We start from the raw sequence: 24,329 nt of genomic DNA on the forward strand, positions 1-24,329 counted from the left end.
TGGAGGGGGAGCCATGACCGTGTCCGAAATCGGGTCCGACGTCGCATCCGCAACCGAGCCCCTGCGGCCCCATGCCGAGCACGCCTTCGCGGACGAGCTGGCGGCGCTCGCGGCGGCCGACGACCGTCCGCGTCCGGCCCGTTGGCGGCTCTCGCCGTGGGCCGTCGCCACGTATCTGCTCGGCGGCGTCCTGCCCGACGGCACCGTGATCACCCCGAAGTACGTGGGCCCGCGCCGCATCGTGGAGGTCGCCGTCACCACCCTCGCCACCGACCGCGCCCTGCTCCTGCTGGGTGTGCCCGGCACCGCCAAGACATGGGTGTCGGAGCATCTGGCGGCGGCCGTGAGCGGAGATTCCACCCTGCTGGTGCAGGGCACGGCGGGCACCCCGGAGGAGGCGATCCGCTACGGCTGGAACTACGCGCGGCTGCTCGCCCACGGCCCGAGCCGCGAGGCGCTGGTGCCGAGCCCCGTCCTGCGGGCCATGGCGCTGGGCATGACCGCCCGGGTCGAGGAGCTGACCCGCATGCCCGCCGACGTCCAGGACACCCTGATCACGATTCTGTCCGAAAAGACGCTGCCGATCCCGGAGTTGGGGACACAGACGCAGGCCGTGCGCGGCTTCAATCTGATCGCCACCGCCAACGACCGCGATCGCGGCGTGAACGAACTGTCCAGCGCCCTGCGCCGCCGCTTCAACACGGTGGTCCTGCCGCTGCCCGCCACCGCCGAAGCCGAGGTCGACATCGTCTCGCGCCGGGTCGACCAGCTGGGCCGCTCGCTCGACCTGCCGGCCGTGCCCGACGGCATGGCGGAGATCCACCGCGTCGTGACCGTCTTCCGCGAACTGCGCGAAGGTGTGACCAGCGACGGCCGTACCAAGCTCAAATCCCCGTCGGGGACACTCTCCACGGCCGAGGCGATCTCCGTGGTGACGGGCGGTCTCGCCCTCGCCGCCCACTTCGGCGACGGAGTGCTCAGGTCGGCCGACGTGGCCGCCGGACTCCTCGGCGCCGTGGTGCGCGATCCGGCGGCGGACCGTGTCATCTGGCAGGAGTACCTGGAGACGGTGGTCCGGGAGCGGGCCGGCTGGCAGGACTTCTACCGCGCCTGCCGTGAGGTGTCCGCATGACCACGCCCGGACCGCGCGCCGCCCCGCCCCACGCCGTCCTGCCCGGCGACGTTCCCCCCGGCGCCGTCCCGCCCAGCGCGGACGGGCCGCTGCTGCTCGGGGTGCGCCACCACGGGCCCGGGTCCGCGCGTGCGGTGCGGGCCGCGCTCGGGGCCGCGCGGCCCCGCGTCGTCCTGGTCGAGGGACCCCCTGAGGGCGACGCGCTGCTGGCCCTGGCCGCCGAGGAGGACATGCGCCCGCCGGTCGCGCTGCTCGCGCACGTCGCCGACGACCCGGGGCGCGCCGCGTTCTGGCCGATGGCGGAGTTCTCACCGGAGTGGGTGGCGATCCGGTGGGCACTGGCGCACGGCGCCGAGGTCCGCCTCATCGACCTGCCCGCCGCCCACTCGCTCGCCCTGGCGGACGGTACGGATCCGGCCGACCCCGACCCCGACCCCGACCCCGACCCCGGCGCCCCCGCGACCCCCGTCGACCCGGTCGGCGCGCTCGCCGAGGCCGCCGGATACGACGCCCCGGAGCGCTGGTGGGAGGACGTCGTCGAGCACCGGGGCGCGGCGGCCGACCCCTTGGCGCCGTTCGCCGCGCTCGGCGAGGCCATGGCCGCGCTGCGCGAGACGTACGGCGCCAGCGGTCATCCGCACGACCTGATCCGCGAGGCTTACATGCGGCAGCAACTGCGCGCCGCCACAAAGGAGTTCGGGGCGGAAAAGGTCGCCGTCGTCTGCGGGGCCTGGCACGTGCCGGCGCTCGCCGGACGGTTCACCGTCGCCGCCGATCGAGCCCTGCTCAAGGGGTTGCCCAAGGTCAGGGCGGAGCTGACCTGGGTGCCCTGGACGCACCGCAGGCTCGCCCGGCGCAGCGGCTACGGCGCGGGGATCGAGGCACCCGGCTGGTACCGGCATCTGTTCGAGGCCACCGACCGGCCGGTGGAGCGCTGGATGACCAAGGTGGCGGGCCTGCTCCGCGAGGAGGACCGCCAGATCTCCTCGGCCCATGTCATCGAGGCCGTCCGGCTCGCGGGGACGCTCGCCGCGATGCGCGATCGGCCGCTGCCGGGCCTCGCCGAGACCATGGACGCGGTACGGGCCGTGATGTGCGAGGGGTCCGACGTGCCGCTCGGCCTCATCCACGACCGGCTGGTCGTCGGAGACGTGCTGGGCGAGGTGCCCGACGCGGCGCCCGCCGTCCCGCTCCAGCGCGACCTGGTGCGGATCCAGCGCGGCCTGCGGCTCAAACCGGAGGCCGCCGAGCGGGAGTTGGAGCTCGACCTGCGCAAGGAGACCGACGCCGGGCGCAGCAGGCTGCTCCACCGGCTGGGGCTGCTCGGCATCGGCTGGGGCGAGCGCGTCCGGGCGCGCTCCACCGGTACCTTCCGGGAGAGCTGGCGGCTGAGCTGGGAGCCCGAGCTCTCGGTGCGGGTCGCCGAGGCCGGGGTGTGGGGCACCACCGTGGTGGCCGCCGCGACCGCCAAGGCGCGGGCCGCGGCGGCCGCCGCGACCTCGCTCGGCGCCGTCACCGCCCTCGCCGAGCACTGCCTGCTCGCCGAACTGCCGGGCGCGCTGCCGGTGGTGATGCGGGCGCTCGCCGACCGGGCCGCGCTCGACACCGACGTCGCCCATCTCGCCCAGGCCCTGCCCGCCCTCGCCCGCGCCCTGCGCTACGGCGACGTCAGGGGCACCGGCACGGCGGGTCTCGCCGAGGTCGCCGCAGGCCTGGCCGAGCGTATTTGTGTGGGCTTCGCGCCCGCCTGCTCCGGCCTCGACGCGGACGGCGCCGCCGAGATGCGTACGCACCTGGACGCCGTGCACACCGCGACAGGCCTCCTTCCGACCACCGGCCCGTCCGGGGCCGGCGCGGACGGGTTGCGCGAGCGCTGGAGCGCCGTGCTGGTCCGGCTCGCCTCGCGGGACACCGTCCCCGGGGCCATCCGGGGCCGGGCGGCCCGGCTGCTGCTCGACGAGGGGAGCGTCGAGAGCGAGGACGCGGCGCGGTACATGGGCCTCGCCCTGTCCTTGGGGACGGCGCCCGCCGACGCGGCCGCCTGGATCGAGGGATTCGTCGGCGGGGCATCGGGCGGCGGCATGCTACTGGTGCACGACGACCGGCTGCTCGCCCTGGTCGACGGCTGGCTGACGGGCGTACCACCGGACGCGTTCACCGACGTACTGCCGCTGCTGCGCCGCACCTTCGCCGCGTACCACGCGGGGGTGCGGCGCACGCTGGGGGAGCTGGTGCGGCGCGGACCAGCCGAGCGCCCAGGCCCCGGCGACGCGGCCGCCCCCGGATTCGGCGCCGCCCTCGACGCCGCGCGCGCCGACGCCGTCCTGCCGCTGATGGCTCTGCTGCTCAACCACGGCGATGACCGCGACCGCGTTCACGGCGCCAACCATCGCGCCAACTGCCTTACGGAGGTGGGATGTTGACGACCACGACGCGACCAAACGATGACGAGCGGCTGCGGCGCTGGCGGCTGGTGCTCGGTGGGGAGCCGGGCGCCGAGGGGACCGGCCGCGCCCTGAGCGGACGGGACGCCGCGATGGACGGCGCGCTGGCCGCCCTCTACGGCGGCGCGGGTCACACGGCCAGGAGCGGGGCCAAGGACCGGGGCGCGGGACTCGGGGCGTCCGCGCCGTCGGTCGCGCGCTGGCTCGGCGACATCCGTACGTACTTCCCGTCCTCCGTCGTACAGGTCATGCAGCGCGACGCGATGGAACGGCTCGGCCTGTCCGCCCTGCTCCTGGAGCCGGAGATGCTGGAGGCCGTGGAGGCCGACGTGCATCTCGTCGGGACCCTGCTCGCGCTCAACAAGGCGATGCCCGAAACCACCCGGGAGACCGCCCGCGCCGTGGTGCGCAAGGTCGTCGAGGACCTGGAGAAGCGGCTGGCCACCCGGACCAGGGCCACCCTCACCGGCGCCCTCGACCGGAGTGCCCGCGTCAGCCGGCCCCGCCATCGCGACATCGACTGGGACCGCACGATCCGGGCCAACCTCAAGAACTACCTGCCCGAGCACGGCACCGTCGTGCCCGAGCGCCTGATCGGGTACGGGCGCGCGGCGCGGGGGGTGAGGAAGGAGGTCGTGCTCTGTGTCGACCAGTCCGGTTCGATGGCCGCGTCCGTCGTCCACGCCGCCGTCTTCGGCGCCGTGCTGGCCTCGATGCGCTCCATCGCCACGCGTCTCGTGGTCTTCGACACCGCCGTCGTCGACCTCACCGACCAGCTCGACGACCCCGTCGACGTCCTGTTCGCCGCCCAGCTGGGCGGCGGCACCGACATCAACCGGGCGCTCGCGTACTGCCAGTCGAAGATCACCCGTCCTGCCGACACCGTGGTCGTTCTCATCAGTGATCTTTACGAGGGCGGCATACGGGACGAGATGCTGAAGCGGGTCGCGGCGATGCGGGCGTCCGGGGTGCAGTTCGTGGCCCTGCTGGCGCTCTCCGACGAGGGCGCCCCGGCCTACGACCGCGATCACGCCGCGGCCCTCGCGGCCCTGGGCGCCCCCGCCTTCGCCTGCACCCCCGACCTGTTCCCCGAGGTGATGGCCGCGGCGATCGAGCAGAGGCCGCTGCCGATACCCGAGGGGTGAGGGAAGTCATACCTGGGCGCGCCCTGAGCAGGGGATCTGTGACAGGTATCACCGCTCAGGTGTGATCCTTGATTTAGGGAGGCGCGGCCCACGGAGATAACCTGCGAGACGGACATGCCGCGTACTCGGACACCGTGTACGCCTCCCTCAGTGACAGCGCCGTCACGTTGCCCTTCGCGGCACGCCCAGCAGACAACGCAACCGCGATACCACTGAAAAGGGACGGACGCGCGTGGACCTGTTCGAGTACCAGGCGAGGGACCTCTTCGCCAAGCACGGTGTACCGGTGCTGGCCGGTGAAGTGATCGACACGCCTGAGGCGGCGCGCGAGGCCACTGAGCGTCTCGGCGGCAAGTCGGTCGTCAAGGCGCAGGTGAAGGTCGGTGGCCGCGGCAAGGCCGGCGGCGTGAAGCTGGCCGCCGACGCGGACGAGGCCGTCGCCCGCGCCACGGACATCCTCGGCATGGACATCAAGGGCCACACGGTCCACAAGGTGATGATCGCCGAGCTGTCGCCCGAGATCGAGGCGGAGTACTACGTCTCGTACCTCCTCGACCGCACCAACCGCACCTTCCTCGCCATGGCGTCGGTGCAGGGCGGCATGGACATCGAGGAGGTCGCGGAGAAGACCCCCGAGGCCCTGGCGAAGGTCCCGGTCAACGCCGTCGAGGGCGTCGACATCGAGAAGGCCCGCGAGATCGTGGCCCTGGCGAAGTTCCCGGCCGACGTGGCCGAGGGCGTCGCCGAGGCCATGGTGACCCTGTGGAAGACCTTCGTCGCCGAGGACGCGCTCCTCGTCGAGGTCAACCCGCTGGTGAAGACCAAGGACGGCCGCATCCTCGCCCTCGACGGCAAGGTGTCGCTCGACGAGAACGCCGAGTTCCGTCAGCCCGACCACGAGGCGCTTGAGGACAAGGCCGCGGCCAACCCTCTTGAGGCGGCCGCCAAGGCCAAGAACCTCAACTACGTGAAGCTCGACGGCGAGGTCGGCATCATCGGCAACGGCGCGGGTCTCGTCATGAGCACCCTGGACGTCGTCGCGTACGCCGGTGAGGCCCACGGCGGCGTGAAGCCGGCCAACTTCCTCGACATCGGCGGCGGCGCGTCCGCCCAGGTGATGGCGAACGGCCTGGAGATCATCCTCGGCGACGCGGACGTCAAGTCCGTGTTCGTCAACGTCTTCGGCGGCATCACCGCCTGTGACGAGGTCGCCAACGGCATCATCCAGGCGCTGGCCCTGCTCGCCGACAAGGGCGAAGAGGTCACCAAGCCGCTCGTCGTCCGTCTCGACGGCAACAACGCGGAGCTGGGTCGCAAGATCCTCAGCGACGCCAACCACCCGCTGGTGCAGCGCGTGGACACCATGGACGGCGCGGCCGACAAGGCCGCCGAGCTCGCGGCTGCGAAGTAAGGGAAGAGGTTAAGACACCACCATGGCTATCTTCCTCACCAAGGACAGCAAGGTCATCGTCCAGGGCATGACCGGCGCCACGGGCATGAAGCACACCAAGCTCATGCTGGCCGACGGCACCAACATCGTCGGCGGCGTGAACCCGCGCAAGGCCGGCCAGTCCGTCGACTTCGACGGCACTGAAGTACCCGTCTTCGGCTCCGTCAAGGAAGCGATGGAGAAGACGGGCGCCGACGTCTCCGTCCTCTTCGTGCCGCCGGCCCACGCCAAGGCCGCCGTCGTCGAGGCGATCGACGCGGAGATCCCCCTCGCCGTCGTCATCACCGAGGGCATCGCCGTGCACGACTCGGCCGCCTTCTGGGCGTACGCGAACTCCAAGGGCAACAAGACCCGCATCATCGGCCCGAACTGCCCCGGTCTGATCACGCCGGGCCAGTCCAACGCCGGCATCATCCCGGGCGACATCACCAAGCCGGGCCGTATCGGCTTGGTGTCGAAGTCCGGCACGCTGACGTACCAGATGATGTACGAGCTGCGCGACATCGGCTTCTCGTCCGCCGTCGGCATCGGTGGCGACCCGGTCATCGGCACCACGCACATCGACGCGCTCGCCGCGTTCGAGGCCGACCCCGAGACCGACCTGATCGTGATGATCGGCGAGATCGGCGGCGACGCCGAGGAGCGTGCGGCCGACTACATCAAGGCCAACGTCACCAAGCCGGTCGTCGGCTACGTCGCGGGCTTCACCGCGCCCGAGGGCAAGACCATGGGCCACGCCGGCGCCATCGTCTCCGGCTCCTCCGGCACCGCCCAGGCGAAGAAGGAGGCCCTGGAGGCCGCCGGCGTCAAGGTCGGCAAGACGCCGACCGAGACCGCCAAGCTCGCGCGCGCCATCCTCGGCAGCTGAACCGCGCCTGACGGAGCCCGGCTCCGGACGTACGCGTGAAGGGCCCGCACCCCACTGGTGGTTTCCAGGGGTGCGGGCCCTCATGCGTACCGGCGCCGCGTCAGCGGATGTCGAGGACCAGGCGGTAGGGGCCACGGGCGGGTTCCGCGCGCAGCTTGTCCCGCAGCTCGACGTCCTCGCTGCTCAGTCGCGGGGGACCGGCGTAGACGGGCACGCCGCCGACCCGCTGGCCGAAGGGGACCGGCCGCACGTGGTAGTGCGGCACGGTCACCACGGTGAACGCCGTCGCGCCCACGATCATCGCGGTGAACGCGATCGCGGCCCGGGTCCAGAACCGGCGGCGCCGCTCGCCCCCGACGCGTACGCCCCGGGCGGCCGGCAGCACGGTCAGGGCGGGGGGCCCGGCGAGCGCGAGATCGGTGATGCGGTCGCGCAGCACCGCCGACAAGGCCCCCGGAGTCTTGGCGTGGTGCACGGCCGGCACCCGCTCGACGATGGCGGCGCGCGCGTTCAGCACCCGGTTCGCGGTGGCCGGCGTGCTGGCCTGGATCTCGGCCGCCGTCTCCGGCAGGTCGAGTCCGAGCCCGTCGTAGAGCAGCACCGTGCGCCGGTAGGCGGGCGGCAGCGCGAGCAGCGCGTCGAGCAGGGCGCGGCGTTCGGGCTCCACGGGGGGCCGGTCGGGGTGTTTGTGGGTGCGCCGGAAGCGGTGCCAGGGGGACATCGCGTACTCGTACGCCGCCGTCCGCACCCACCCCGCCGGGTCCCGGTCGGTGGCGACCTCGGGCCAGTTCTCCCAGGCCAGATGGAAGGCGCGCTGCACGGACTCGCGCGCGAGCCGGATCCGGCCGGTGAGCAGATAGGTCTGCTGGGCGAGCGCGGGCGCGGTGGCCGCGTACAGCGCGTCGAACGCTTCGGCGGGGGTGAGTCCCGTGATGGGCGACGGCTCGGGACGCGGGACGGCGGGTGCGGGGCGCGCCTCGGGCGTGGCGCCGGGCTCGGCTTCGTCCGGCACGGCGGGGCCGGGATCGTGTTCCGCGTCCGGCGGCCGCTCGGGAAGGGTGCGGACGCCACCCGTGGACAGCGCTCCCGCGCCGGTCAGCGCGGCGGACTGCGACGCCTCCTTGGCGGGTTCCGGCACGGACACGGCGCCGGCGGGGGCCGGCTGGGGCGCGGGGGAGGGCTTGGCGGTCCTGCCCCCGGGTCTGGACGACTTGCCGGCGGACCCGTCGGCGGCGGGCTTGGGCCGGGTGTTCACCGCGTGCGGCTTGGCCGGCGGTTTGCCGGCGCTCGCCCCCTGGCCCCGCCCCGCGACGGCATGGCGCTCCCCGGAGCCCTGCGCGCCCCCCGGGCCGCCGTCCTGGACGGTGTCGCCCTCGTCGGGCCCGGCCGATGCGCCGCCCCGCCGGCCGCCGGCTCCGTCGGCTTCATCACGATCGGCGCCCGTGCCACCCGGGTGACCTGGTTGGTCCGACTGGTCCGACTGGTCTGGCTGGCCCGGGTGGCCTTGGTGGTCTGGCTGGCCCGTGTGTTCTGGCTGGCCCGGGTGGCCGGGGTGGCCGGCGCCCGGATCGGCGGGTCGGGCGCGGTGGGTGCCGGGGCGCTCGTGAGGGGGCGAATCGTTTCTGGAGACGGCCGCGTCCTTCGACGCGGGCGAAGGCGCCGTCTCCGCTTCGAACGTGGCCAGCAGCCGGGCGTAGATCGCGCGCCTACGTCCGCGTGGCGCGGTGCGGCCGGTCTCCCAGGAGCGGACGGTCGCCCGTGTGACGCCGACGGCCGACGCGACCTGCGCCTCGCTCAGCGCCTTCGCCTCACGCAGACGGCGCCGTTCCTTGGGGGTGGGCAGGGGGGACGTGGCATCGGATTCACCGGTACCGGCGGTGCTCTGTGTCATCAAGGGCTCCCAGGACTCCCCGCGAAGGCCGTGTCGGCTCGTGCACCCGGGGAGAGGGCTGCTCGACGGACCCCGGATGAAAAGTACATAACCGTATATTGGGCGACACATCGGGCATTCGCCTATTACGCGTAGAAAGCGCGTGTCGTTGGCAGCATGGCCCGCGTGACCCAAGTGACCGACCGCAGCCTGCCGTTGCCTTCCGCCCAGGCGCGCTCCTCCGTGCTCGTCACCTGTCTGCTGCGCGGCGCGATCGCGGCGGGGCTCGGCCTCGGCGCCCTCGCCGTGCTCGTCATGGTGCTGTGGATCAGCTCCCCCTACCCCGACAGCGGGCCCGGCGGCGCCCTGCGCACGGCCGCCTCGCTCTGGCTGCTCGCCCATGGAACGCGGCTGGTCAGACCCGAGACGCTGACCGGCTCACCGGCCCCGGTCGGCCTCGTCCCGCTCCTGGTGACGGCGCTGCCCGTCTGGCTCGCCCACCGCGCCGCACGCGACGCGCTGATGCCGGGTCAGGAGGACGTCTACGAGACCGAGGAGGCGCCGCTGCCCTCGGGATGGGCCGTGTTCGGCGGCGTGACCTGCGGCTACCTCGCGATCGCGAGCGCCACCGCGCTGTACGCGTCGGCGGGCCCGCTCCCCGCCGCACCGCTCAGCGCCGCGCTGCACCTGCCGCTCACGGTGGCGCTCGCGACCGCCGCCGGGATCTGGACCGCCCACGGCCGCCCGCTCGGGCCGCTGCCCGCCCGCGTCCCGGCCCGCGTGCGCGCCGCCCTTTTGGGTGTTCGTACGAGCGTGGCGGCGCGGGCCGCGGGGGCCGCCGTCGCGACGCTGCTCGGGGGCGGCGCGCTGCTCGCGGCCGCCGCGCTCACCTGGCACATCGGCGGGGCCGAAGACGCTTTTCTGCGGCTGGCGGAGGACTGGTCGGGCCGGTTCGCGATCCTGCTGCTCGCTCTCGCGCTGGTGCCGAACGCCGCCGTGTGGGGCGCCGCGTACGGGCTCGGACCCGGGTTCGCCGTCGGCGCGGGCGCGGTGGCGAGCCCGCTCGGGGTGACGGGCGCCCCCGCCCTGCCGCACTTCCCGCTGCTCGCGGCGGTGCCCGGAGGCGTGCACGGGGCGTGGTGGAACTGGGTATCGGCCGGGGTGCCGCTCGTGGCCGGGGCGGTCCTGGCCAGGTTCACCGCGCGAGCCGCCGTGGCCGAGGGGTGGGGGCGGCGCGAGACCGCGCGGGCCGCGCTGCTCGGCGCGGTCCTGTGCGGCTGCGCGCTGGCCGCGCTCGCGGCCCTCGCGGGCGGCCCGCTGGGCAGCGAGGCCCTGGCGGCGCTCGGCCCGGTCTGGTGGCGCACCGGGGGAGCGGCGCTGCTGTGGACGCTGGTGGTGGGGGTGCCGGGGGCGGTGGCCCTGCGGGCGTTGCTCGCCCGGGGCGCGGCGGCGGCGCCCAAGGCGCCCCGGGTGTCCGCGCGATCCCGGCTCATGGGCATGCTGGCGTGGCGGCCTCGGCGCGGGGCGGGCCCCAAGAGCCTGCCGGGGTCGGCCCCGGCCCCCGTGGACGAAAGAGGCGACGACTACGAACCGTACGACTTCCTGCCGGTGGGCGGCGGTGACCTCTGGCACGAGGACGGCGCGCGCGAGGCCCGCTGGGCGGCGCTCAAGGAGGCGTCGGGCGGTCTGATGGCGGACATTCCGCCGACGGACGCCCCGCCGCCCGCGTCCGCGCCCCCGCCCGCGTCCGCGCCCGCACCGGAAGCGGCGCCCGCCGTCGAACAAGCCCCGGCGCCCGAACCCGGTGAGCCCGCGCCGGAACCCGTACGGCCCTCCGAGCCCGGAGCAGCCCAGCCGAAGGAAACGCCTCCCGCGAAAACTCCGGACGACCGGGCGGACCAGGCGGACCGGGTGGACCCGGAGGACTCGCAGGACCCCAAGGACCCGGCCGGGACCCGCCCCCGGGACGGCGGCGAGTGACGAGCGACGAGCGACGAGCCCGCGCTACTCCTTCACGCCGAACAGCGGGACCAGCTTCTTCGGCAGGTGGTCGTTGCACGACAGCTGACCCGTCTTGGTCAGGGCGTCGTCCACGCAGCTGTAGTAGTCGCGGTACACGATCTGCATCGTGAAACTGGAGGCCACCACCATCAGCGCGAGGACCGCCGTGACCAGGCCCGTCACCGCCGCCGTCACCTGCGGCCTGCCCTGCGCGGGCCGGGGCGCGGGCGGCGGCCCGGCCTGGGTGCCCTGCGGGGCGGCGTACGGCATGGGAGGAGCGGCGGCGCGGGGCGCACCGCCGACGGCGTTCGCGGCGGACGCCTCCTGCGGCTTCGGCTTGGCCCGCAGGGAGCTGATCGCCCAGTACAGGCCGAGCGCCCCGAGCAGCAGCGCGATCTCCGGCATGTCGAACAGGGCGAAGAAGAAGGCCCACATTCCGGAGAGCAGCGCGTAGCGGGCGCGGCGCTGGGCCGGGTCCGTGGGGTCCCAGCGCAGGCCGGATGAGGGCTGCGGGTTCTGGTTCTGGCCGCCCTCGGGCCGCTGGGGGCGCTGCCCGAACCCGCCGGGCGCGCGGCCGGGCTGCTGGTTGCTCCACTGGCTGCCCCAGGGCGAACCGTGTCCTGCACCGCCCTGGCCGTGCGGGCCGCCGTCCTGGCCCGCCGGCCGGCGCGGGCGCCACGGCTGGTCGGGCCGGCCCTCGGGCGGCGGCGCGAAGGGGTTGTCGTCGGTTCCGTTGGCGGGGCCCGCGCCGGTGCCGTTCCCCGTGCCCTCGGCCCCCGAGTCCTGCGGGTCCGTCGCCTTGGAGGAGCCGGAAGAACCGGAAGAACCGGAAGAACCGGGGCCGGAAGAGCCGGGGGAGCCTGAGGAACCGGCAGAAGAGGACTGGCGGGCTGCGAACAGCTGGTGGCGTCGGTCCGGCATCTGGTGAACGTCTTCCCCTCGGACCCGGTCGGCCGGTTCGGGCCAGGGGTCGCATCTCGCAAGTAAGTGAAACAAGTAAGCCTGTAAGTGAAACAAGTAAGTCAAGGACGTCAAGCAAGTCGGCCCCGTGGCGGAGCCCGGTCATCGATTCCGGTGTCGGTCCCGTCTCCCTCACGTGAGACGTGTCTCGTCTCGCGGCGTCCTCCCAGACGCTACCTGGCGGTCCGGCCCCCGTCCCGTGGGGGCCGTCCGGTGTGCCGGTATCGTTGCTGACGGTCGGCGCTTTCGTAGAGTTCCCCGTATCGAGGGGCACGATTCGTTCGTACGACCACACAACGACGTACGACCGCGAGAAAGAGCCCCGCCGTGGCCTCCCCGCCCCCCTCCGCGTCCGCCTCTCCCCCCGGTGTCCCGCCCGCCCGCACCCGTCCCGCCCGGATCGTGGTGCTGGTCTCGGGATCCGGTACGAATCTTCAGGCCCTGCTCGACGCCATCGCCGCCGATCCGCAGGGGTACGGGGCCGAGATCGTGGCCGTGGGCGCCGACCGGGACGCCATCGCAGGCCTCGAGCGCGCCGAACGGGCCGGGATCGAGACGTTCGTCTGCCGGGTCAAGGACCACGGCTCGCGCGCGCAGTGGGACGCGGCGCTGACCGCCGCCACCGAGGCGTACGCACCGGACCTGGTGGTCTCGGCCGGGTTCATGAAGATCGTGGGCAAGGAATTCCTCGCCCGCTTCGGCGGCCGGGTGATCAACACCCACCCCGCGCTGCTGCCCAGTTTTCCCGGGGCCCACGGCGTACGCGACGCGCTCGCGTACGGCGCCAGGGTCACCGGGTGCACCGTCCACTTCGTCGACGACGGCGTCGACACCGGCCCGATCATCGCCCAGGGCGTGGTCGAGATCCGGGACGAGGACGATGAAGCCGCTCTGCACGAGCGGATCAAGGAAGTCGAGCGAGCGCTGCTCGTCGATGTCGTGGGGCGTCTGGCCCGTAACGGCTACCGCATTGAGGGACGAAAGGTTCAGATCGGTGAACTCGGTCAACTCCGCTAACACGGACACCGTCAAGCCCATCCGGCGGGCGCTGGTCAGCGTCTACGACAAGACGGGCCTGGAGGAGCTGGCGCAAGGGCTCCACGCCGCCGGTGTCGAGCTGGTGTCCACCGGGTCGACCGCCGCGAAGATCGCCGCCGCCGGGGTGCCCGTCACCAAGGTCGAAGAGCTCACCGGATTCCCCGAGTGCCTGGACGGGCGGGTCAAGACCCTGCACCCCAAGGTGCACGCGGGCATCCTCGCCGACCTGCGCCTCGACGCCCACCGCGCGCAGCTCGACGAGCTCGGTGTGCGCCCCTTCGAGCTGGTCGTCGTCAACCTCTACCCGTTCAAGGAGACCGTCGCCTCGGGCGCGAGCCCCGACGAGTGCGTGGAGCAGATCGACATCGGCGGCCCCTCGATGGTCCGCGCCGCCGCCAAGAACCACCCCTCGGTCGCCGTGGTCACCAGCCCGGCGCGGTACGCGGCCGTGCTCGACGCCGTCAAGAACGGCGGCTTCGACCTGACCGCCCGCAAGCGCCTGGCCGCCGAGGCCTTCCAGCACACGGCCTCCTACGACGTGGCCGTCGCCTCCTGGATGACCAACGTGTACGCGCCCGAGGAGACCGACGGGAACGCGGCCGCGCTGCCCGAGTTCCTGGGCGGCACCTGGGAGCGCAAGTCCACGCTGCGCTACGGCGAGAACCCGCACCAGGCCGCCGCGCTCTACACCGACGGCCAGCCGGGCGGCATCGCCAACGCCGAGCAGCTGCACGGCAAGGAGATGTCCTTCAACAACTACGTGGACACCGAGGCCGCGCGCCGCGCCGCCTACGACCACGACGAGCCCTGCGTCGCCATCATCAAGCACGCCAACCCGTGCGGCATCGCGGTGGACGCCGACCTCGCCGCCGCCCACCGCAAGGCCCACGCGTGCGACCCGCTGTCCGCGTACGGCGGCGTCATCGCCGTCAACCGGCCGGTCACGGTGGCGATGGCCGAGCAGGTGGCGGAGATCTTCACCGAGGTCATCGCGGCCCCGGGCTACGAGGACGGCGCGCTCGAAGTGTTGGCCCGCAAGAAGAACATCCGGGTGCTCAAGGTGGACGGCGCCCCGCACCAGCCCGGCGACCTCAAGGCGGTCTCGGGCGGCGCGGTGCTCCAGCAGACCGACGTCTTCCAGGCCGAGGGCGACGACCCCGCCAACTGGACGCTGGCCGCCGGCGAGGCGCTGAGCGAGGCCGGGCTGAAGGAGCTCGCCTTCGCCTGGATCGCCTGCCGGGCCGTCAAGTCCAACGCGATCCTGCTCGCCAAGGACGGCGCGTCCGTCGGCGTCGGCATGGGCCAGGTCAACCGGGTCGACTCCGCGAAGCTCGCGGTGGAGCGGGCGGGCGAGGAGCGGGCGCGGGGCTCCTACGCCGCGTCCGACGCGTTCTTCCCCTTCCCCGACGGCTTCGAGATCCTGGCGGCCGCCGGGGTCAAGGCCGTGGTCCAGCCCGGCGGTTCGGTCCGTGACGAGCTGGTGGTCGAGGCGGCGAAGAAGGCGGGCGTGACGATGTACTTCACCGGCACGCGGCACTTCTTCCACTGAATCCGGTAGCTCCGGTGGCTCCGGCAGGTACGCCGAAGGCCGCACCCCGTGCGGGGTGCGGCCCTCCTGTTCAGCGTGGGGAGCCTGGCGGCCCGGAGCTCACCGGCTCAGTACTGCGGACGCTTGAACCACTGGGCGCCGCTCTGCTTGCCGACGAACACGGCGATCAGGATGGCCAGCACCGTGTGGATGAGCCCGATGACGACGAACGGATAGATGCCGAGCACCGCCGTCACGATGGCGAAAACCATCGTGGTGACACGCAGTCCGTTCCCACCCGTGCCGAACTTCGCGGCGAGCACGATGGCGAAGATCAGCCAGGCGACCGCGAAGACCGCCATGACGTAGAGCACGCCGGTCGGGTAGTCGGCGAGCTGCTGGAACTGGACATCGTCCCTCGCCGCGGCCTGGTTCTTCGCGGCGCTCATGCCGATCGCCCCGATCACCATGATGACAGCGCCGATGGCCTGGAGGCCGACGATGACCCACAGCATCGCGCGGGCGGCGGAGACGGTTCCGGGCATCGTCTGCGGGCCCATGGGGGCGCCGCCGTACGGCTGTTGCGGGTATCCGTAGCCCTGCTGCGGCGGCACCCCCTGGGGGGCCTGCTGGCCCTGCGGGTAGCCGTAGCCCGGCTGGCCCGGCTGCTGGCCATAGGGGTTGGCGCCCTGCTGGGGCTGCTGCCCATAGGGGTTGTTCGGGTCGCCGAAGCTCATGACGGGCTTTCCTCCGTTGGTTGTGCGGGGACGACGCGGCCCGAGCGGAGAGCAGAGCTGTTCTGAGCGGATCGCCCCCCGGCACTGCCCGCGGCACTGCGGGGATCATCGTTCTAAATAAGACATAAGTTTGTCCAGCCGAATGCTGGATGTGTTGTGCAAGTGCAACTTGGGCGATCACGTGTCGCCCTGAAAGAATGGGAAACATGACCGCCCAGATTCTCGATGGCAAGGCCACCGCCGCAGCGATCAAGTCCGAACTGGCCGTCCGCGTGGCGGCCCTGAAGGAGCGAGGCGTCACCCCCGGCCTGGGGACCGTGCTCGTCGGGGACGACCCCGGCAGCCAGAAGTACGTCGCGGGCAAGCACCGCGACTGCGCCCAGGTCGGCATCGCGTCCATCCAGCGCGAACTGCCCGCGACCGCGACGCAGGAGGAGATCGAGGCGGTGGTGCGGGAGCTCAACGACAACCCCGAGTGCACCGGCTACATCGTCCAGCTGCCGCTGCCCAAGGGCATCGACGAGAACCGCGTCCTTGAGCTGATGGACCCGGCCAAGGACGCCGACGGGCTGCACCCGATGAGCCTGGGCCGCCTCGTCCTCAACGAGCCGGGCCCGCTGCCCTGTACCCCGTACGGCATCATCCAGTTGCTCCGCAAGCACGGCGTGGAGATCAACGGGGCCGAGGTCGTCGTCGTGGGACGCGGCGTCACCATCGGGCGCTCCATGCCGCTGCTGCTCACCCGGCGCTCGGAGAACGCGACGGTCACCCAGTGCCACACCGGCACCCGCGACCTGTCCAAGCACCTGCGCCAGGCCGACATCATCGTCGCGGCCGCAGGCGTCCCGCATCTGATCAAGCCCGAGGACGTGAAGCCGGGTGCGGCCGTGCTCGACGTCGGCGTCAGCCGCGACGAGAGCGGCAAGATCGTCGGCGATGTGCACCCCGGCGTCGCCGAGGTCGCGGGCTGGCTCTCGCCCAACCCGGGCGGTGTGGGCCCGATGACCCGCGCCCAACTGCTCGTCAACGTCGTCGAGGCGGCCGAGCTCGCCGCCGCGGGCTGACACGAAAGGGCCTGACCCATGGGTGCTGGTAGGAGTCACGAGCCGTCCGGGGACACGGAGAACTCCGCGTCCGCCAAGGCCGGTTCGCGGCGGCCCCCTTCGCTGACCCGGGACACCGCGCGCCCCGAGGGCGGCGGCCGGGCCGCGGCGGGCGACGCGCCGGCGCCCGCCCGGCAGTGGCCGCTGCTGTGCGTGCTGCTCGCCGTCGGCCTCGGGCTGCTCATGGTCGCGATCGACCCGTTCGGGGCGGCGTTCCGGATCGGGCTCGTCATCGTCGGCGCGGCCCTGATGGTGGGCGCCGCGCTGCGCTGGACGCTGCCGTCGGTGGGCATGCTCGCCGTCAGGTCCCGCTTCACCGACATCTCCACGTACGGAGTGCTCGGCGTGGCCATCGTGCTGCTCGCCCTGATGGCCCAGCCCCGCCCGTGGCTGAACGTCCCCTTCCTTGAGGACGCGGTCCACTTCACCGTGCGCTAGCGGTACCGGCAGCCCGCCGGAGAGACGGAGCGGCCCGCGCCCACCCCCAGTGGGCGCGGGCCGCTCCCGTCTCCCCGCCGGGCCCCCGCTACAACTCACGCTGTACGGCGCGGAGTTGACGTACGCGCCCCGCCTCGTCGTTACGCTGCGACGATGCGGATCCGCCCCCAGTTCGCCGACGCGCTCCTGGCCGTGGCGCTGACGTGTGCCTCGGTGGCGCTCGGGCAGGAGTCGGCGCGGCAGGGCTGGAACGCGCTGGACGCCCGGGGGTACGCCCTGGCCGCGCTGGCCGGACTGCCGCTCGCCTTCCGCGTCAGGGCGCCGGTCGCGGTGCTGCTCTGGTCGCACCTGGTGTTCGTCGGGTACGTGGCCTGCGGATACTGGCCCGTGGTCACGAGCTTCGGCCCGATGCTCTCGCTGTACACGGTGGCCTCCCTGCGCGCCCTGCCCACGGCGGCGGCCTGCGCGGCCCTCATGGTGGGGGCCTGGATGTACGCCGGAGTGGCGAGCCCCCGCAGCGCCATGGTCTCCGTCGTCGCCCAGGCCCTCGTCTTCGCCCTGCTACTGCTCCACTTCGGAGCGCTGGCCCGCCGCACCGCCGAACTCGCCCGGCGCCTGCGGCAGGAGCAGGCCGACCGCGCGCGCCGCGAGGTGGCGGCCGAACGCGGGCGTATCGCGCGGGAGTTGCACGACGTGGTGGCCCACCACATGTCCGTCATCTCCGTGCAGGCCGGGCTCGCCGGGTTCGTCTTCGCCTCCGATCCGCCCACCGCGCGCGCCGCCCTTTCCACCATCTCCGGCACCAGCGCCGAAGCCCTTGAGGAGCTGCGCCGGATGCTCGAAGTGCTGCGTGACGCCGACGACGAGGCGCCCGGGGCCCCCATGCCGGGCCTCGGCCGGATCGCGGAGCTGGCGGAGCGGATCGGGGCCGCCGGTGTTCCGGTGACCCTGCGCACCCTCGGCACCCCGCGCCCGCTGCCGCCCGGCGTCGAACTGTGCGCCTACCGGGTGGTGCAGGAAGCGCTCACGAACGTACTCAAGCACGCGCCAGGGGCCGAGACCGAAGTCCAACTCCAGTACGGCCGGAACCAGTTGGTGGTGTCCGTCGTCAATGGGGGCAAGGGCGGCGGACGCGGGGTGCCGCATCAGGACGGAGTGCCCACCGGCGGCGGCCACGGCTTGCTCGGCATGCGGGAGCGGGCCAAGCTCTACGGCGGGTCGGTCAGCGCCGGCCCGTGGAGCGAGGGCGGGTTCGCGGTGACCCTGACCCTGCCGACCTCCGCAGGGGCGCCGCCGGGGGAGGAAGGCACATCGGGATGATCAGGGTGCTCGTCGTCGACGACCAGTTCCTCATCCGGGCGGGCCTGACCGGGCTGCTGAGGGCCGCCCCCGGCGTGGAGGTGGCCGGGGAGGCGGGCGACGGCGCCGAAGCGGTGCGCCAGGCCGCCGCGACCCGCCCGGACGTGATCCTCATGGACATCCGGATGCCCGGCATGAGCGGCATCGAGGCCACCGAACGCATCCTGGCCGAGGCCGCCGATCCGGCGCCGCGCATCCTCGTCCTCACCACGTTCGACCTCGACGAGTACGTCTATGGCGCGCTGCGCGCCGGGGCCTGCGGGTTCCTGCTCAAGGACTCGGGGCCGGAGCGGCTGCTGGCCGCGGTGGCCGCCGTGGGCGGGGGCGACGGGCTCTTCGCGCCGAGTGTCACCCGCCGCCTGGTCGAGGCGTTCGCGCGGCGGCCCGAAACCGGCCCGGCGCCCCAGCTCGACGTCCTCACCGCCCGCGAGACCCAGGTGCTGCGCCTGACCGCGTGCGGCCTGGCGAACCAGGAGATCGCCGGCCGCCTCTACATCAGCGAGGCCACGGTCAAGACCCATCTGAACCGCGCCATGAGCAAACTGGATCTGGCCAGCCGGGCCCAAGCGGTGGTGGTGGCGTACGAGACCGGCCTTGTCACCCCGGGCGGCGCCTGCCCCTGAGCGCCGGCCGTCCCGAGGGCCGTCCTCGCGCGAGCCGGTGCGCGCCACCTGTGGAGCTGCCATCCTGGACCCGCGCGTGCCGCCCGCGCCCTGGCAAGCGAGAACTTGGGGGAAGCGATGCCTCGCTGGAAGGCGCTGCCGGACCAACTCGATCCGCAGGTACGGGAGTTCGCGGATCAGCTGCGCCGGCTCGTGGACCGCAGCGGACTCAGCGTCGCGGCGGTCGCCGAGCGCACCGGGTACAGCAGGACGTCCTGGGAGCGGTATCTGGGCGGCCGGCTCTTCGCCCCCAGGGCGGCCGTCGTCGCGCTCGCCGAGGTGACCGGCGCGAACCCGGTCCACCTGACCACCCTGTGGGAGCCGGCCGAGCGGGCCTGGGCGCGCTCCGAGCAGCGTCACGACCGCGTCATGGACGCCGTGCGGGCCGACCGGGCGAGAACCGTGACGGCCGAGCCGCGACGGCCCGCCGCGCCCCGCGCCGCTTGTCAGGCCCCGCCCGCCGGGCCGGGCGGCCGGAGCCGGATCGTCATGTTCCTGGCCGGGGTGGTGGGCGCGCTGCTCGTCATCACGGCGGCCGTGCTCCTCACCGGCCTCGGCGGGCCCGCAGGCGACAAGCCGGCCGCCGCCAGGCCCCCGGCCGCCGCGCCGTCGTCCAGCCGCACCGCCGCGCCGCCCAGCCACACCGCCGCCCCGGCGGCCGTGCTCCCTCCCGGCGTGTCGTGCCTGGCCGCCTCGTGCACCGGCCAGGATCCCGAAACGACGCGCTGCGCCGACACGTCGGTCCGTACGGTGGGCAGCGCCAGGGTCGGCGTCGCGGTCGTCGAGGTGCGCTACAGCCGGACGTGCGAGGCGGCCTGGGCGCGGCTGAGGCAGGTCGTCCCGGGCGACCGGGTGCGGATCAGCGCGGGCGCCCTGGCCCGGGACGCGGTGGTGAAGGGGGCTGGCCGCGACACGTACACGAGGATGCTCGCCGTCCAGGGTCCCGCCGCCGCGCGGGCCTGCGCCACGCTGACGGACAACAAGAGCGGCTGCGCCACCGGAACGGACACAACCGGCCGATGATCGATCAGCGTGAGCCGTCCCACAGGGCGGCGGGGGTGTAGAACTCCCAGGGTCGGATAGCCTGACCGCTGGACATCTCTTCACGTCAAGATTCAGACGGTCGCACGTCAGGTTGCCGGCGTTTACGGGGTGCCCGGAAGCCAGGGGCAACCCCCCACCACCTGCTGTTTCTTACGGAGATCGCCATGACCCGCACTCCCGTGAATGTCACCGTCACCGGCGCGGCCGGCCAGATCGGCTACGCGCTGCTCTTCCGCATCGCCTCCGGTCACCTGCTCGGCCCGGACGTGCCGGTCAACCTGCGCCTCCTGGAGATCACCCCGGCCCTGAAGGCCGCCGAGGGCACCGCCATGGAGCTCGACGACTGCGCCTTCCCGCTGCTGCGCGGCATCGAGATCACCGACGACGCCAACGTCGCCTTCGACGGCGCCAACGTGGCCCTGCTCGTCGGCGCCCGCCCGCGCACCAAGGGCATGGAGCGCGGCGACCTGCTCTCCGCCAACGGCGGCATCTTCAAGCCGCAGGGCAAGGCCATCAACGACAACGCCGCCGACGACATCAAGGTCCTCGTCGTCGGCAACCCGGCCAACACCAACGCGCTCATCGCGCAGGCCTCCGCCCCGGACGTACCGGCCGAGCGCTTCACCGCGATGACCCGTCTCGACCACAACCGGGCGATCTCGCAGCTGGCGAAGAAGACCGGCACGACGGTCTCCGACATCAAGCGCCTGACCATCTGGGGCAACCACTCGGCCACCCAGTACCCGGACATCTTCCACGCGGAGATCGCCGGCAAGAACGCCGCCGAGGTCGTCAACGACGAGCAGTGGCTGGCCGACGAGTTCATCCCGACCGTCGCCAAGCGCGGCGCCGCGATCATCGAGGCCCGTGGCGCGTCCTCGGCCGCCTCGGCCGCCAACGCCGCCATCGACCACGTGCACACCTGGGTCAACGGCACCGCCGATGGCGACTGGACCTCCATGGGCATCCCCTCGGACGGCTCCTACGGCGTCCCGGAGGGCCTGATCTCCTCCTTCCCGGTCACCGTCAAGGACGGCAAGTACTCGATCGTCCAGGGCCTGGACATCAACGAGTTCTCCCGCAAGCGCATCGACGCCTCCGTCAAGGAGCTCACCGAGGAGCGCGACGCGGTCCGCGAGCTCGGCCTCATCTGAGCCTGGTGGTACGCCCGTTGGCGTACGCCTGACGAAGCCCCGGCAGCCACTGCCGGGGCTTCGCCCGTTCTCTAGCCGCGCGCCGCGTCCCGGGTCAGCTGGACGGCGGCGAGCAGGCTGAGCTCGGGCCGGGCGTCGCGCAGTGCCTTGACCGCGTGGACCGACTCGTCGTCGGGGCCCGTGTAGCCGACCGACGCCCGCTGCTCGCGCACCCAGCGGCCCCGGCGCTCCCGGTCCGGCTCGGCCGCCGCCGTCTCGGCGATCGCCAGTGCCGCCTGAAGACCCGGCCGTTCGGCCTCCCCGGCGTCCGCGAGCGCGTCGCGCAGCTCGGACGCGATGTCGTCCGCGTCGCGCAGCCACAGGACCGTGAGCTGTTTGCGGCCGAACAGGCCCCGCATGTCGGACATGACGAACTCCCCGCTGTCGCGTTGCTTGTTGTGGTTCCACTCACCAATGTAGTACTTCTTATACATGAGCGAGCAGGTGCACAACAGGCTGGCGATGGTGCGTGCCGAGCGCAAGGTGTCGCGTCAGAGCCTGGCCGAGGCGGTCGGGGTCCACTACCAGACCATCGGCTACATCGAGCGGGGGCAGTACAACCCGAGCCTCGACCTGGCGTTGAAGATCGCGGAGCACTTCGGGCTCCCGGTGGAGGCGCTGTTCTCCCTGAAACCGTTCCGCCCGCTCACCGACGAGGCCTATGGGAGGAACCAGTGAGCGACGCGCGGCTGACGCGTTATGACCGGTGGATGCACAAGACCATGAACCGCCGCGAGTACGAGGGTCTGTACGCGACGGCGGCCCGCAGGAGGGTGCTGTTCGGGGCCCACCTGGCGATGACCGCCGCGTACGTGACGGCGGGGCTCGCCGCGGTCCTGGTCCCTTCCGTGACCGCGCTGTGGGTGACGATCGTCGTGCTGCTGCCGTGGTGCGTGGCCATGGGGGCCATCAACACCGCCACCCGGGGCCTGCTCGAACTGCGCCGCCGGGCCCTGGACGAGCGCCAGCGCGCCGAACGCAGCGAGGTCATGGCCCGCGCCCACCGCGTCACCACCGTCCTGCTGGTGGCCACCGCCGCGGCCGCCGTCGTGTACGGCAACGCGGGCGGCGACCTGGCACCCGTGACGCTGCCGGTACTGGTGGGCGCGCTGGTCACGCACTGGCTGATGCCGAGATGGGTGGCGCTCCTGCGCGTCCAGGACGAGCCGGACGACGAGTAGCGGACAGGGACGCCCGGTCAGCGGGTCGTGTCGTACCTGTTCCGCAGCGAGCCGTCGGGCCCGAACACGTCCAGGAAGTAGCCCTTTTTCAGGGAGACTTGACCCTCCCGCCCGATGAACCCCATGACGGACTGCCGCAGCCGCTCGAAGTCCCCGCCGTCCGGGTTCTTCGTCCACACGGTGACCACGGGGGCGCCGTGCGACCCGGTGGCCTGCTGGATGCCGTACACCTCATCGAGCCCCCCTGACGTCCGGTACCGCTCCGCCAGGCGGGCCGCCTGAGCCGGAGCGGCGGAAGTGGTGGCGGTCGGTCCTGCGGTGCCGTACGCGGCGCCGGGCGCGGCGGGAGGTTCGCTGGAGCAGCCGGTCAGGGCGGCCAGGAGGCAGAGCAGGGGCCCGGCGTGGCGGATGCGCGTCATTCTCGGCATCCTCCCGCACGCCCCGGCCGCCCCGCACTGTTCCAGCCGCCAACGCGGCTACAGCGCGCGTACCTGCTGAGCGATGTCGCGGAGGGCCTGGGTCGCGCGGTGTTGGAGGCCGGGGCCGAACGTGATGCGGGTCGCGCCCAGTTCGGACAGGCGGCGCGGGGTCGGGCCGTCGGGCAGGGCCGCCATGTTGACCGGCGCGGGCACGGCCGCGGCGATCTTGGGCAGGTGGTCGGCCGGCGCGGCGAACGGGTAGACGCCGTCGGCGCCCGCCGCGACGTACGCCCGGACCCGCGCGATGGTCGCGTCCAGGTCGGGCAGGCCCCGGATGTAGGTGTCGACGCGGGCGTTGATGAAGATCCGATCGCCCGCCTCGGCCCGCACCTCGGCCAGCCAGTCCGCGTGCCGCGCCGGCTCCTTCAGGGCGCCGCCCGCGGAGTCCTCCAGGTTGCAGCCGACCGCGCCCGTCTCAAGGAGCCGGTCCACCAGCTCCTTGGGCGCGAGCCCGTACCCGTCCTCGATGTCCGCCGACACCGGGACCGACACCGACCGCACGATCCGGGTCACGGCGGCGAACATCTCGCGCGCCGGCGTCGAGCCGTCCTCGTACCCCAGGGACGCCGAGACCCCCGCGCTCGGCGTAGCCAGGGCCGGGAAGCCGGCCTCTTCGAAGACCCGGGCGCTGGCCGCGTCCCACGGGCCCGGCAGGATCAGCGGGTCGCCCGTGGCGCGGCCCTGGTGCAGGGCGCGGAAGGCGGCGGCGGGGTTCAGCTGTGCCATTGCGTGTCTCCGGGTGTCGTGCGGCGGGTCACCATCAGCCGGTTCCAGCTGTTGATGACGGTGATGACCGCGATGAGGTGGGCGAGTTGGGTCTCGGTGAAGTGCTCGGCGGCCGCGTCGTACACCGCGTCGGTGACGGCTCCTTGCCCGGGCTTCGTCCGGGAGGCGCCCCGGGCCAGGACGGTGACCGCCTCGGTCAGCGCGAGCGCGGCCCGCTCGCGCGCGGAGAACAGCCGGCCGCTCTCCTCCCAGGCGGCGATCAGGGCGAGCCGTTCCTCCGCCTCGCCGGCCTTGCGGGCGGCCGTCAGATGCATGTCCAGGCAGAAGGCGCAGCGGTTGAGCTGGGACGCCCGGATCATCACCAGTTCGGCAAGGGACGCGTCGCCGAGACCCCGCTTGGCGGCGGCACTGATCTTCGCGAGACCATCGTAGACCGCGCCCGGCACCCGGAACTCCCGCACCGCACCGCTCACTTGTACATCCCCGGCTTGTAATGGCCCGCCGTCGCCCGCGTGGTCACACCGAAGCGGTTCCAGGCGTTGATCACGACGATGGTGGAGACGAGCTGCGCCAGCTCGCCCTCCTCGAAGTGCTCGGCGGCCCTTTCGTACACCTCGTCCGGCACGAATCCCTCGGTCAGGACGGTGACCGCCTCGGTCAGCGCGAGCGCCGCCAGCTCCTTGGCCGTGTAGAAGTGCGCGGACTCCTCCCACGCGCTGAGCTGCGTGATCCGCTCCACCGACTCGCCCGCCGCCAGCGCGTCCTTGGTGTGCATGTCCAGGCAGAAGGCGCAGCGGTTCAGCTGCGAGGCCCGGATCCTGACCAGCTCGGCGACGACCGGGTCGAGCCCCCGCTCGGCGGCCTCGTTCAGCTTCATCATGGCCCGGTAGACCTCGGGCGCCGCCTTGGCCCAGCGCAGACGCGGGGCACGCTCGGGCGCGTACGCGGTGTTCTCGTTCGTCGTCATGGTT

24 protein-coding genes are annotated in these 24,329 nt (G+C 73.1%); 16 read left to right on the forward strand and 8 right to left on the reverse strand.

Annotation, left to right across the window (positions count from 1 at the left end):
- Positions 1-13: 13 nt before the first annotated feature.
- From ACFYM2_RS27570 to sucD, 5 genes are all read left to right on the forward strand, one after another.
- The gene (locus ACFYM2_RS27570; protein ID WP_388839937.1) at positions 14-1,132 is read left to right on the forward strand and encodes an AAA family ATPase; all 1,119 of its coding nucleotides are present in this window, start codon (positions 14-16) and stop codon (positions 1,130-1,132) included.
- The gene (locus ACFYM2_RS27575) at positions 1,129-3,555 is read left to right on the forward strand and encodes a DUF5682 family protein (RefSeq protein ID WP_388839940.1); all 2,427 of its coding nucleotides are present in this window, start codon (positions 1,129-1,131) and stop codon (positions 3,553-3,555) included. Before ACFYM2_RS27570 ends, ACFYM2_RS27575 begins: the two co-directional genes overlap by 4 nt.
- On the forward strand, positions 3,549-4,721 hold the full coding sequence (locus ACFYM2_RS27580; protein WP_359002265.1) for a VWA domain-containing protein: 1,173 nt from the start codon (positions 3,549-3,551) through the stop codon (positions 4,719-4,721). Before ACFYM2_RS27575 ends, ACFYM2_RS27580 begins: the two co-directional genes overlap by 7 nt.
- A 232-nt stretch (positions 4,722-4,953) precedes the next feature.
- The gene (sucC, locus tag ACFYM2_RS27585; RefSeq protein ID WP_359002263.1) at positions 4,954-6,132 is read left to right on the forward strand and encodes an ADP-forming succinate--CoA ligase subunit beta; all 1,179 of its coding nucleotides are present in this window, start codon (positions 4,954-4,956) and stop codon (positions 6,130-6,132) included.
- 22 nt (positions 6,133-6,154) lie between these two features.
- Positions 6,155-7,039: a succinate--CoA ligase subunit alpha gene (sucD, locus tag ACFYM2_RS27590; RefSeq protein ID WP_359002261.1), complete on the forward strand. Its 885-nt coding sequence runs from the start codon at positions 6,155-6,157 to the stop codon at positions 7,037-7,039.
- A gap of 100 nt (positions 7,040-7,139) precedes the next feature.
- On the opposite strand, the gene ACFYM2_RS27595 is transcribed toward sucD, so the two are convergent.
- Positions 7,140-8,930 (reverse strand): helix-turn-helix domain-containing protein, encoded by a 1,791-nt coding sequence (locus ACFYM2_RS27595; protein WP_388839943.1) that lies wholly within the window; start codon positions 8,928-8,930, stop codon positions 7,140-7,142.
- A 156-nt stretch (positions 8,931-9,086) separates the two neighbouring features.
- Between ACFYM2_RS27595 and ACFYM2_RS27600 the strand changes: the two genes are divergently transcribed.
- Positions 9,087-10,889 (forward strand): DUF6350 family protein, encoded by a 1,803-nt coding sequence (locus ACFYM2_RS27600; protein ID WP_388839946.1) that lies wholly within the window; start codon positions 9,087-9,089, stop codon positions 10,887-10,889.
- A gap of 24 nt (positions 10,890-10,913) precedes the next feature.
- On the opposite strand, the gene ACFYM2_RS27605 is transcribed toward ACFYM2_RS27600, so the two are convergent.
- Entirely contained in the window at positions 10,914-11,831 is a 918-nt protein-coding gene (locus tag ACFYM2_RS27605) for a hypothetical protein (protein WP_388839949.1), read from the reverse strand.
- 438 nt (positions 11,832-12,269) lie between these two features.
- Here ACFYM2_RS27605 and purN point away from each other — a divergent pair, with 438 nt between their 5' ends.
- On the forward strand, positions 12,270-12,887 hold the full coding sequence (purN, locus tag ACFYM2_RS27610) for a phosphoribosylglycinamide formyltransferase (protein ID WP_359002345.1): 618 nt from the start codon (positions 12,270-12,272) through the stop codon (positions 12,885-12,887).
- Complete coding sequence (gene purH, locus ACFYM2_RS27615; RefSeq protein WP_388839952.1) at positions 12,805-14,457, forward strand: bifunctional phosphoribosylaminoimidazolecarboxamide formyltransferase/IMP cyclohydrolase; 1,653 nt, start codon at positions 12,805-12,807, stop codon at positions 14,455-14,457. The genes purN and purH overlap by 83 nt, the downstream gene beginning before the upstream one ends.
- Before the next feature lie 107 nt (positions 14,458-14,564).
- On the opposite strand, the gene ACFYM2_RS27620 is transcribed toward purH, so the two are convergent.
- Positions 14,565-15,173: a hypothetical protein gene (locus ACFYM2_RS27620; RefSeq protein WP_388460053.1), complete on the reverse strand. Its 609-nt coding sequence runs from the start codon at positions 15,171-15,173 to the stop codon at positions 14,565-14,567.
- A 206-nt stretch (positions 15,174-15,379) separates the two neighbouring features.
- Here ACFYM2_RS27620 and ACFYM2_RS27625 point away from each other — a divergent pair, with 206 nt between their 5' ends.
- The 6 genes from ACFYM2_RS27625 (at position 15,380) to ACFYM2_RS27650 (ending at position 20,933) form a co-directional block, all read left to right on the forward strand.
- A complete protein-coding gene (locus tag ACFYM2_RS27625; protein ID WP_359002249.1) occupies positions 15,380-16,237 on the forward strand; it encodes a bifunctional methylenetetrahydrofolate dehydrogenase/methenyltetrahydrofolate cyclohydrolase in 858 nt (285 codons plus the stop codon).
- An 18-nt stretch (positions 16,238-16,255) separates the two neighbouring features.
- On the forward strand, positions 16,256-16,714 hold the full coding sequence (locus tag ACFYM2_RS27630) for a DUF3017 domain-containing protein (protein ID WP_388460054.1): 459 nt from the start codon (positions 16,256-16,258) through the stop codon (positions 16,712-16,714).
- A gap of 153 nt (positions 16,715-16,867) precedes the next feature.
- Complete coding sequence (locus ACFYM2_RS27635) at positions 16,868-18,034, forward strand: sensor histidine kinase (protein ID WP_388839955.1); 1,167 nt, start codon at positions 16,868-16,870, stop codon at positions 18,032-18,034.
- On the forward strand, positions 18,031-18,696 hold the full coding sequence (locus ACFYM2_RS27640) for a response regulator transcription factor (RefSeq protein ID WP_359002245.1): 666 nt from the start codon (positions 18,031-18,033) through the stop codon (positions 18,694-18,696). Before ACFYM2_RS27635 ends, ACFYM2_RS27640 begins: the two co-directional genes overlap by 4 nt.
- A gap of 117 nt (positions 18,697-18,813) precedes the next feature.
- Entirely contained in the window at positions 18,814-19,758 is a 945-nt protein-coding gene (locus ACFYM2_RS27645) for a DUF2690 domain-containing protein (RefSeq protein WP_388839959.1), read from the forward strand.
- 185 nt (positions 19,759-19,943) lie between these two features.
- The gene (locus tag ACFYM2_RS27650; RefSeq protein ID WP_350232238.1) at positions 19,944-20,933 is read left to right on the forward strand and encodes a malate dehydrogenase; all 990 of its coding nucleotides are present in this window, start codon (positions 19,944-19,946) and stop codon (positions 20,931-20,933) included.
- A 71-nt stretch (positions 20,934-21,004) separates the two neighbouring features.
- Here ACFYM2_RS27650 and ACFYM2_RS27655 read toward each other — a convergent pair whose 3' ends face one another.
- Positions 21,005-21,406, reverse strand: coding sequence for a hypothetical protein (locus ACFYM2_RS27655; protein WP_388839962.1), 402 nt, complete (start codon positions 21,404-21,406; stop codon positions 21,005-21,007).
- On the opposite strand from ACFYM2_RS27655, the gene ACFYM2_RS27660 reads away from it, so the two are divergent.
- Together ACFYM2_RS27660 and ACFYM2_RS27665 are read left to right on the forward strand one after the other, a co-directional pair.
- Positions 21,405-21,650 (forward strand): helix-turn-helix transcriptional regulator, encoded by a 246-nt coding sequence (locus ACFYM2_RS27660; RefSeq protein WP_359002239.1) that lies wholly within the window; start codon positions 21,405-21,407, stop codon positions 21,648-21,650. The genes ACFYM2_RS27655 and ACFYM2_RS27660 overlap by 2 nt on opposite strands.
- A gap of 32 nt (positions 21,651-21,682) precedes the next feature.
- On the forward strand, positions 21,683-22,153 hold the full coding sequence (locus ACFYM2_RS27665) for a hypothetical protein (RefSeq protein ID WP_388839965.1): 471 nt from the start codon (positions 21,683-21,685) through the stop codon (positions 22,151-22,153).
- Positions 22,154-22,170: 17 nt separating this feature from the next.
- On the opposite strand, the gene ACFYM2_RS27670 is transcribed toward ACFYM2_RS27665, so the two are convergent.
- From ACFYM2_RS27670 to ACFYM2_RS27685, 4 genes are read right to left on the reverse strand one after another with little or no spacing between them, the layout of a single operon-like run.
- Positions 22,171-22,572, reverse strand: a complete 402-nt coding sequence (locus ACFYM2_RS27670; protein ID WP_388839968.1) for a hypothetical protein — start codon at positions 22,570-22,572, stop codon at positions 22,171-22,173.
- Positions 22,573-22,629: 57 nt separating this feature from the next.
- Positions 22,630-23,349 (reverse strand): isocitrate lyase/phosphoenolpyruvate mutase family protein, encoded by a 720-nt coding sequence (locus ACFYM2_RS27675; protein WP_359002343.1) that lies wholly within the window; start codon positions 23,347-23,349, stop codon positions 22,630-22,632.
- Positions 23,346-23,831, reverse strand: a complete 486-nt coding sequence (locus tag ACFYM2_RS27680) for a carboxymuconolactone decarboxylase family protein (protein ID WP_359002233.1) — start codon at positions 23,829-23,831, stop codon at positions 23,346-23,348. Before ACFYM2_RS27680 ends, ACFYM2_RS27675 begins: the two co-directional genes overlap by 4 nt.
- Positions 23,828-24,325: a carboxymuconolactone decarboxylase family protein gene (locus tag ACFYM2_RS27685; protein WP_388460058.1), complete on the reverse strand. Its 498-nt coding sequence runs from the start codon at positions 24,323-24,325 to the stop codon at positions 23,828-23,830. The genes ACFYM2_RS27680 and ACFYM2_RS27685 overlap by 4 nt, the downstream gene beginning before the upstream one ends.
- Positions 24,326-24,329: the final 4 nt, after the last annotated feature.

The organism is Streptomyces sp. NPDC006711, from assembly GCF_042869775.1.
Taxonomy (GTDB): Bacteria; Actinomycetota; Actinomycetes; order Streptomycetales; family Streptomycetaceae; genus Streptomyces.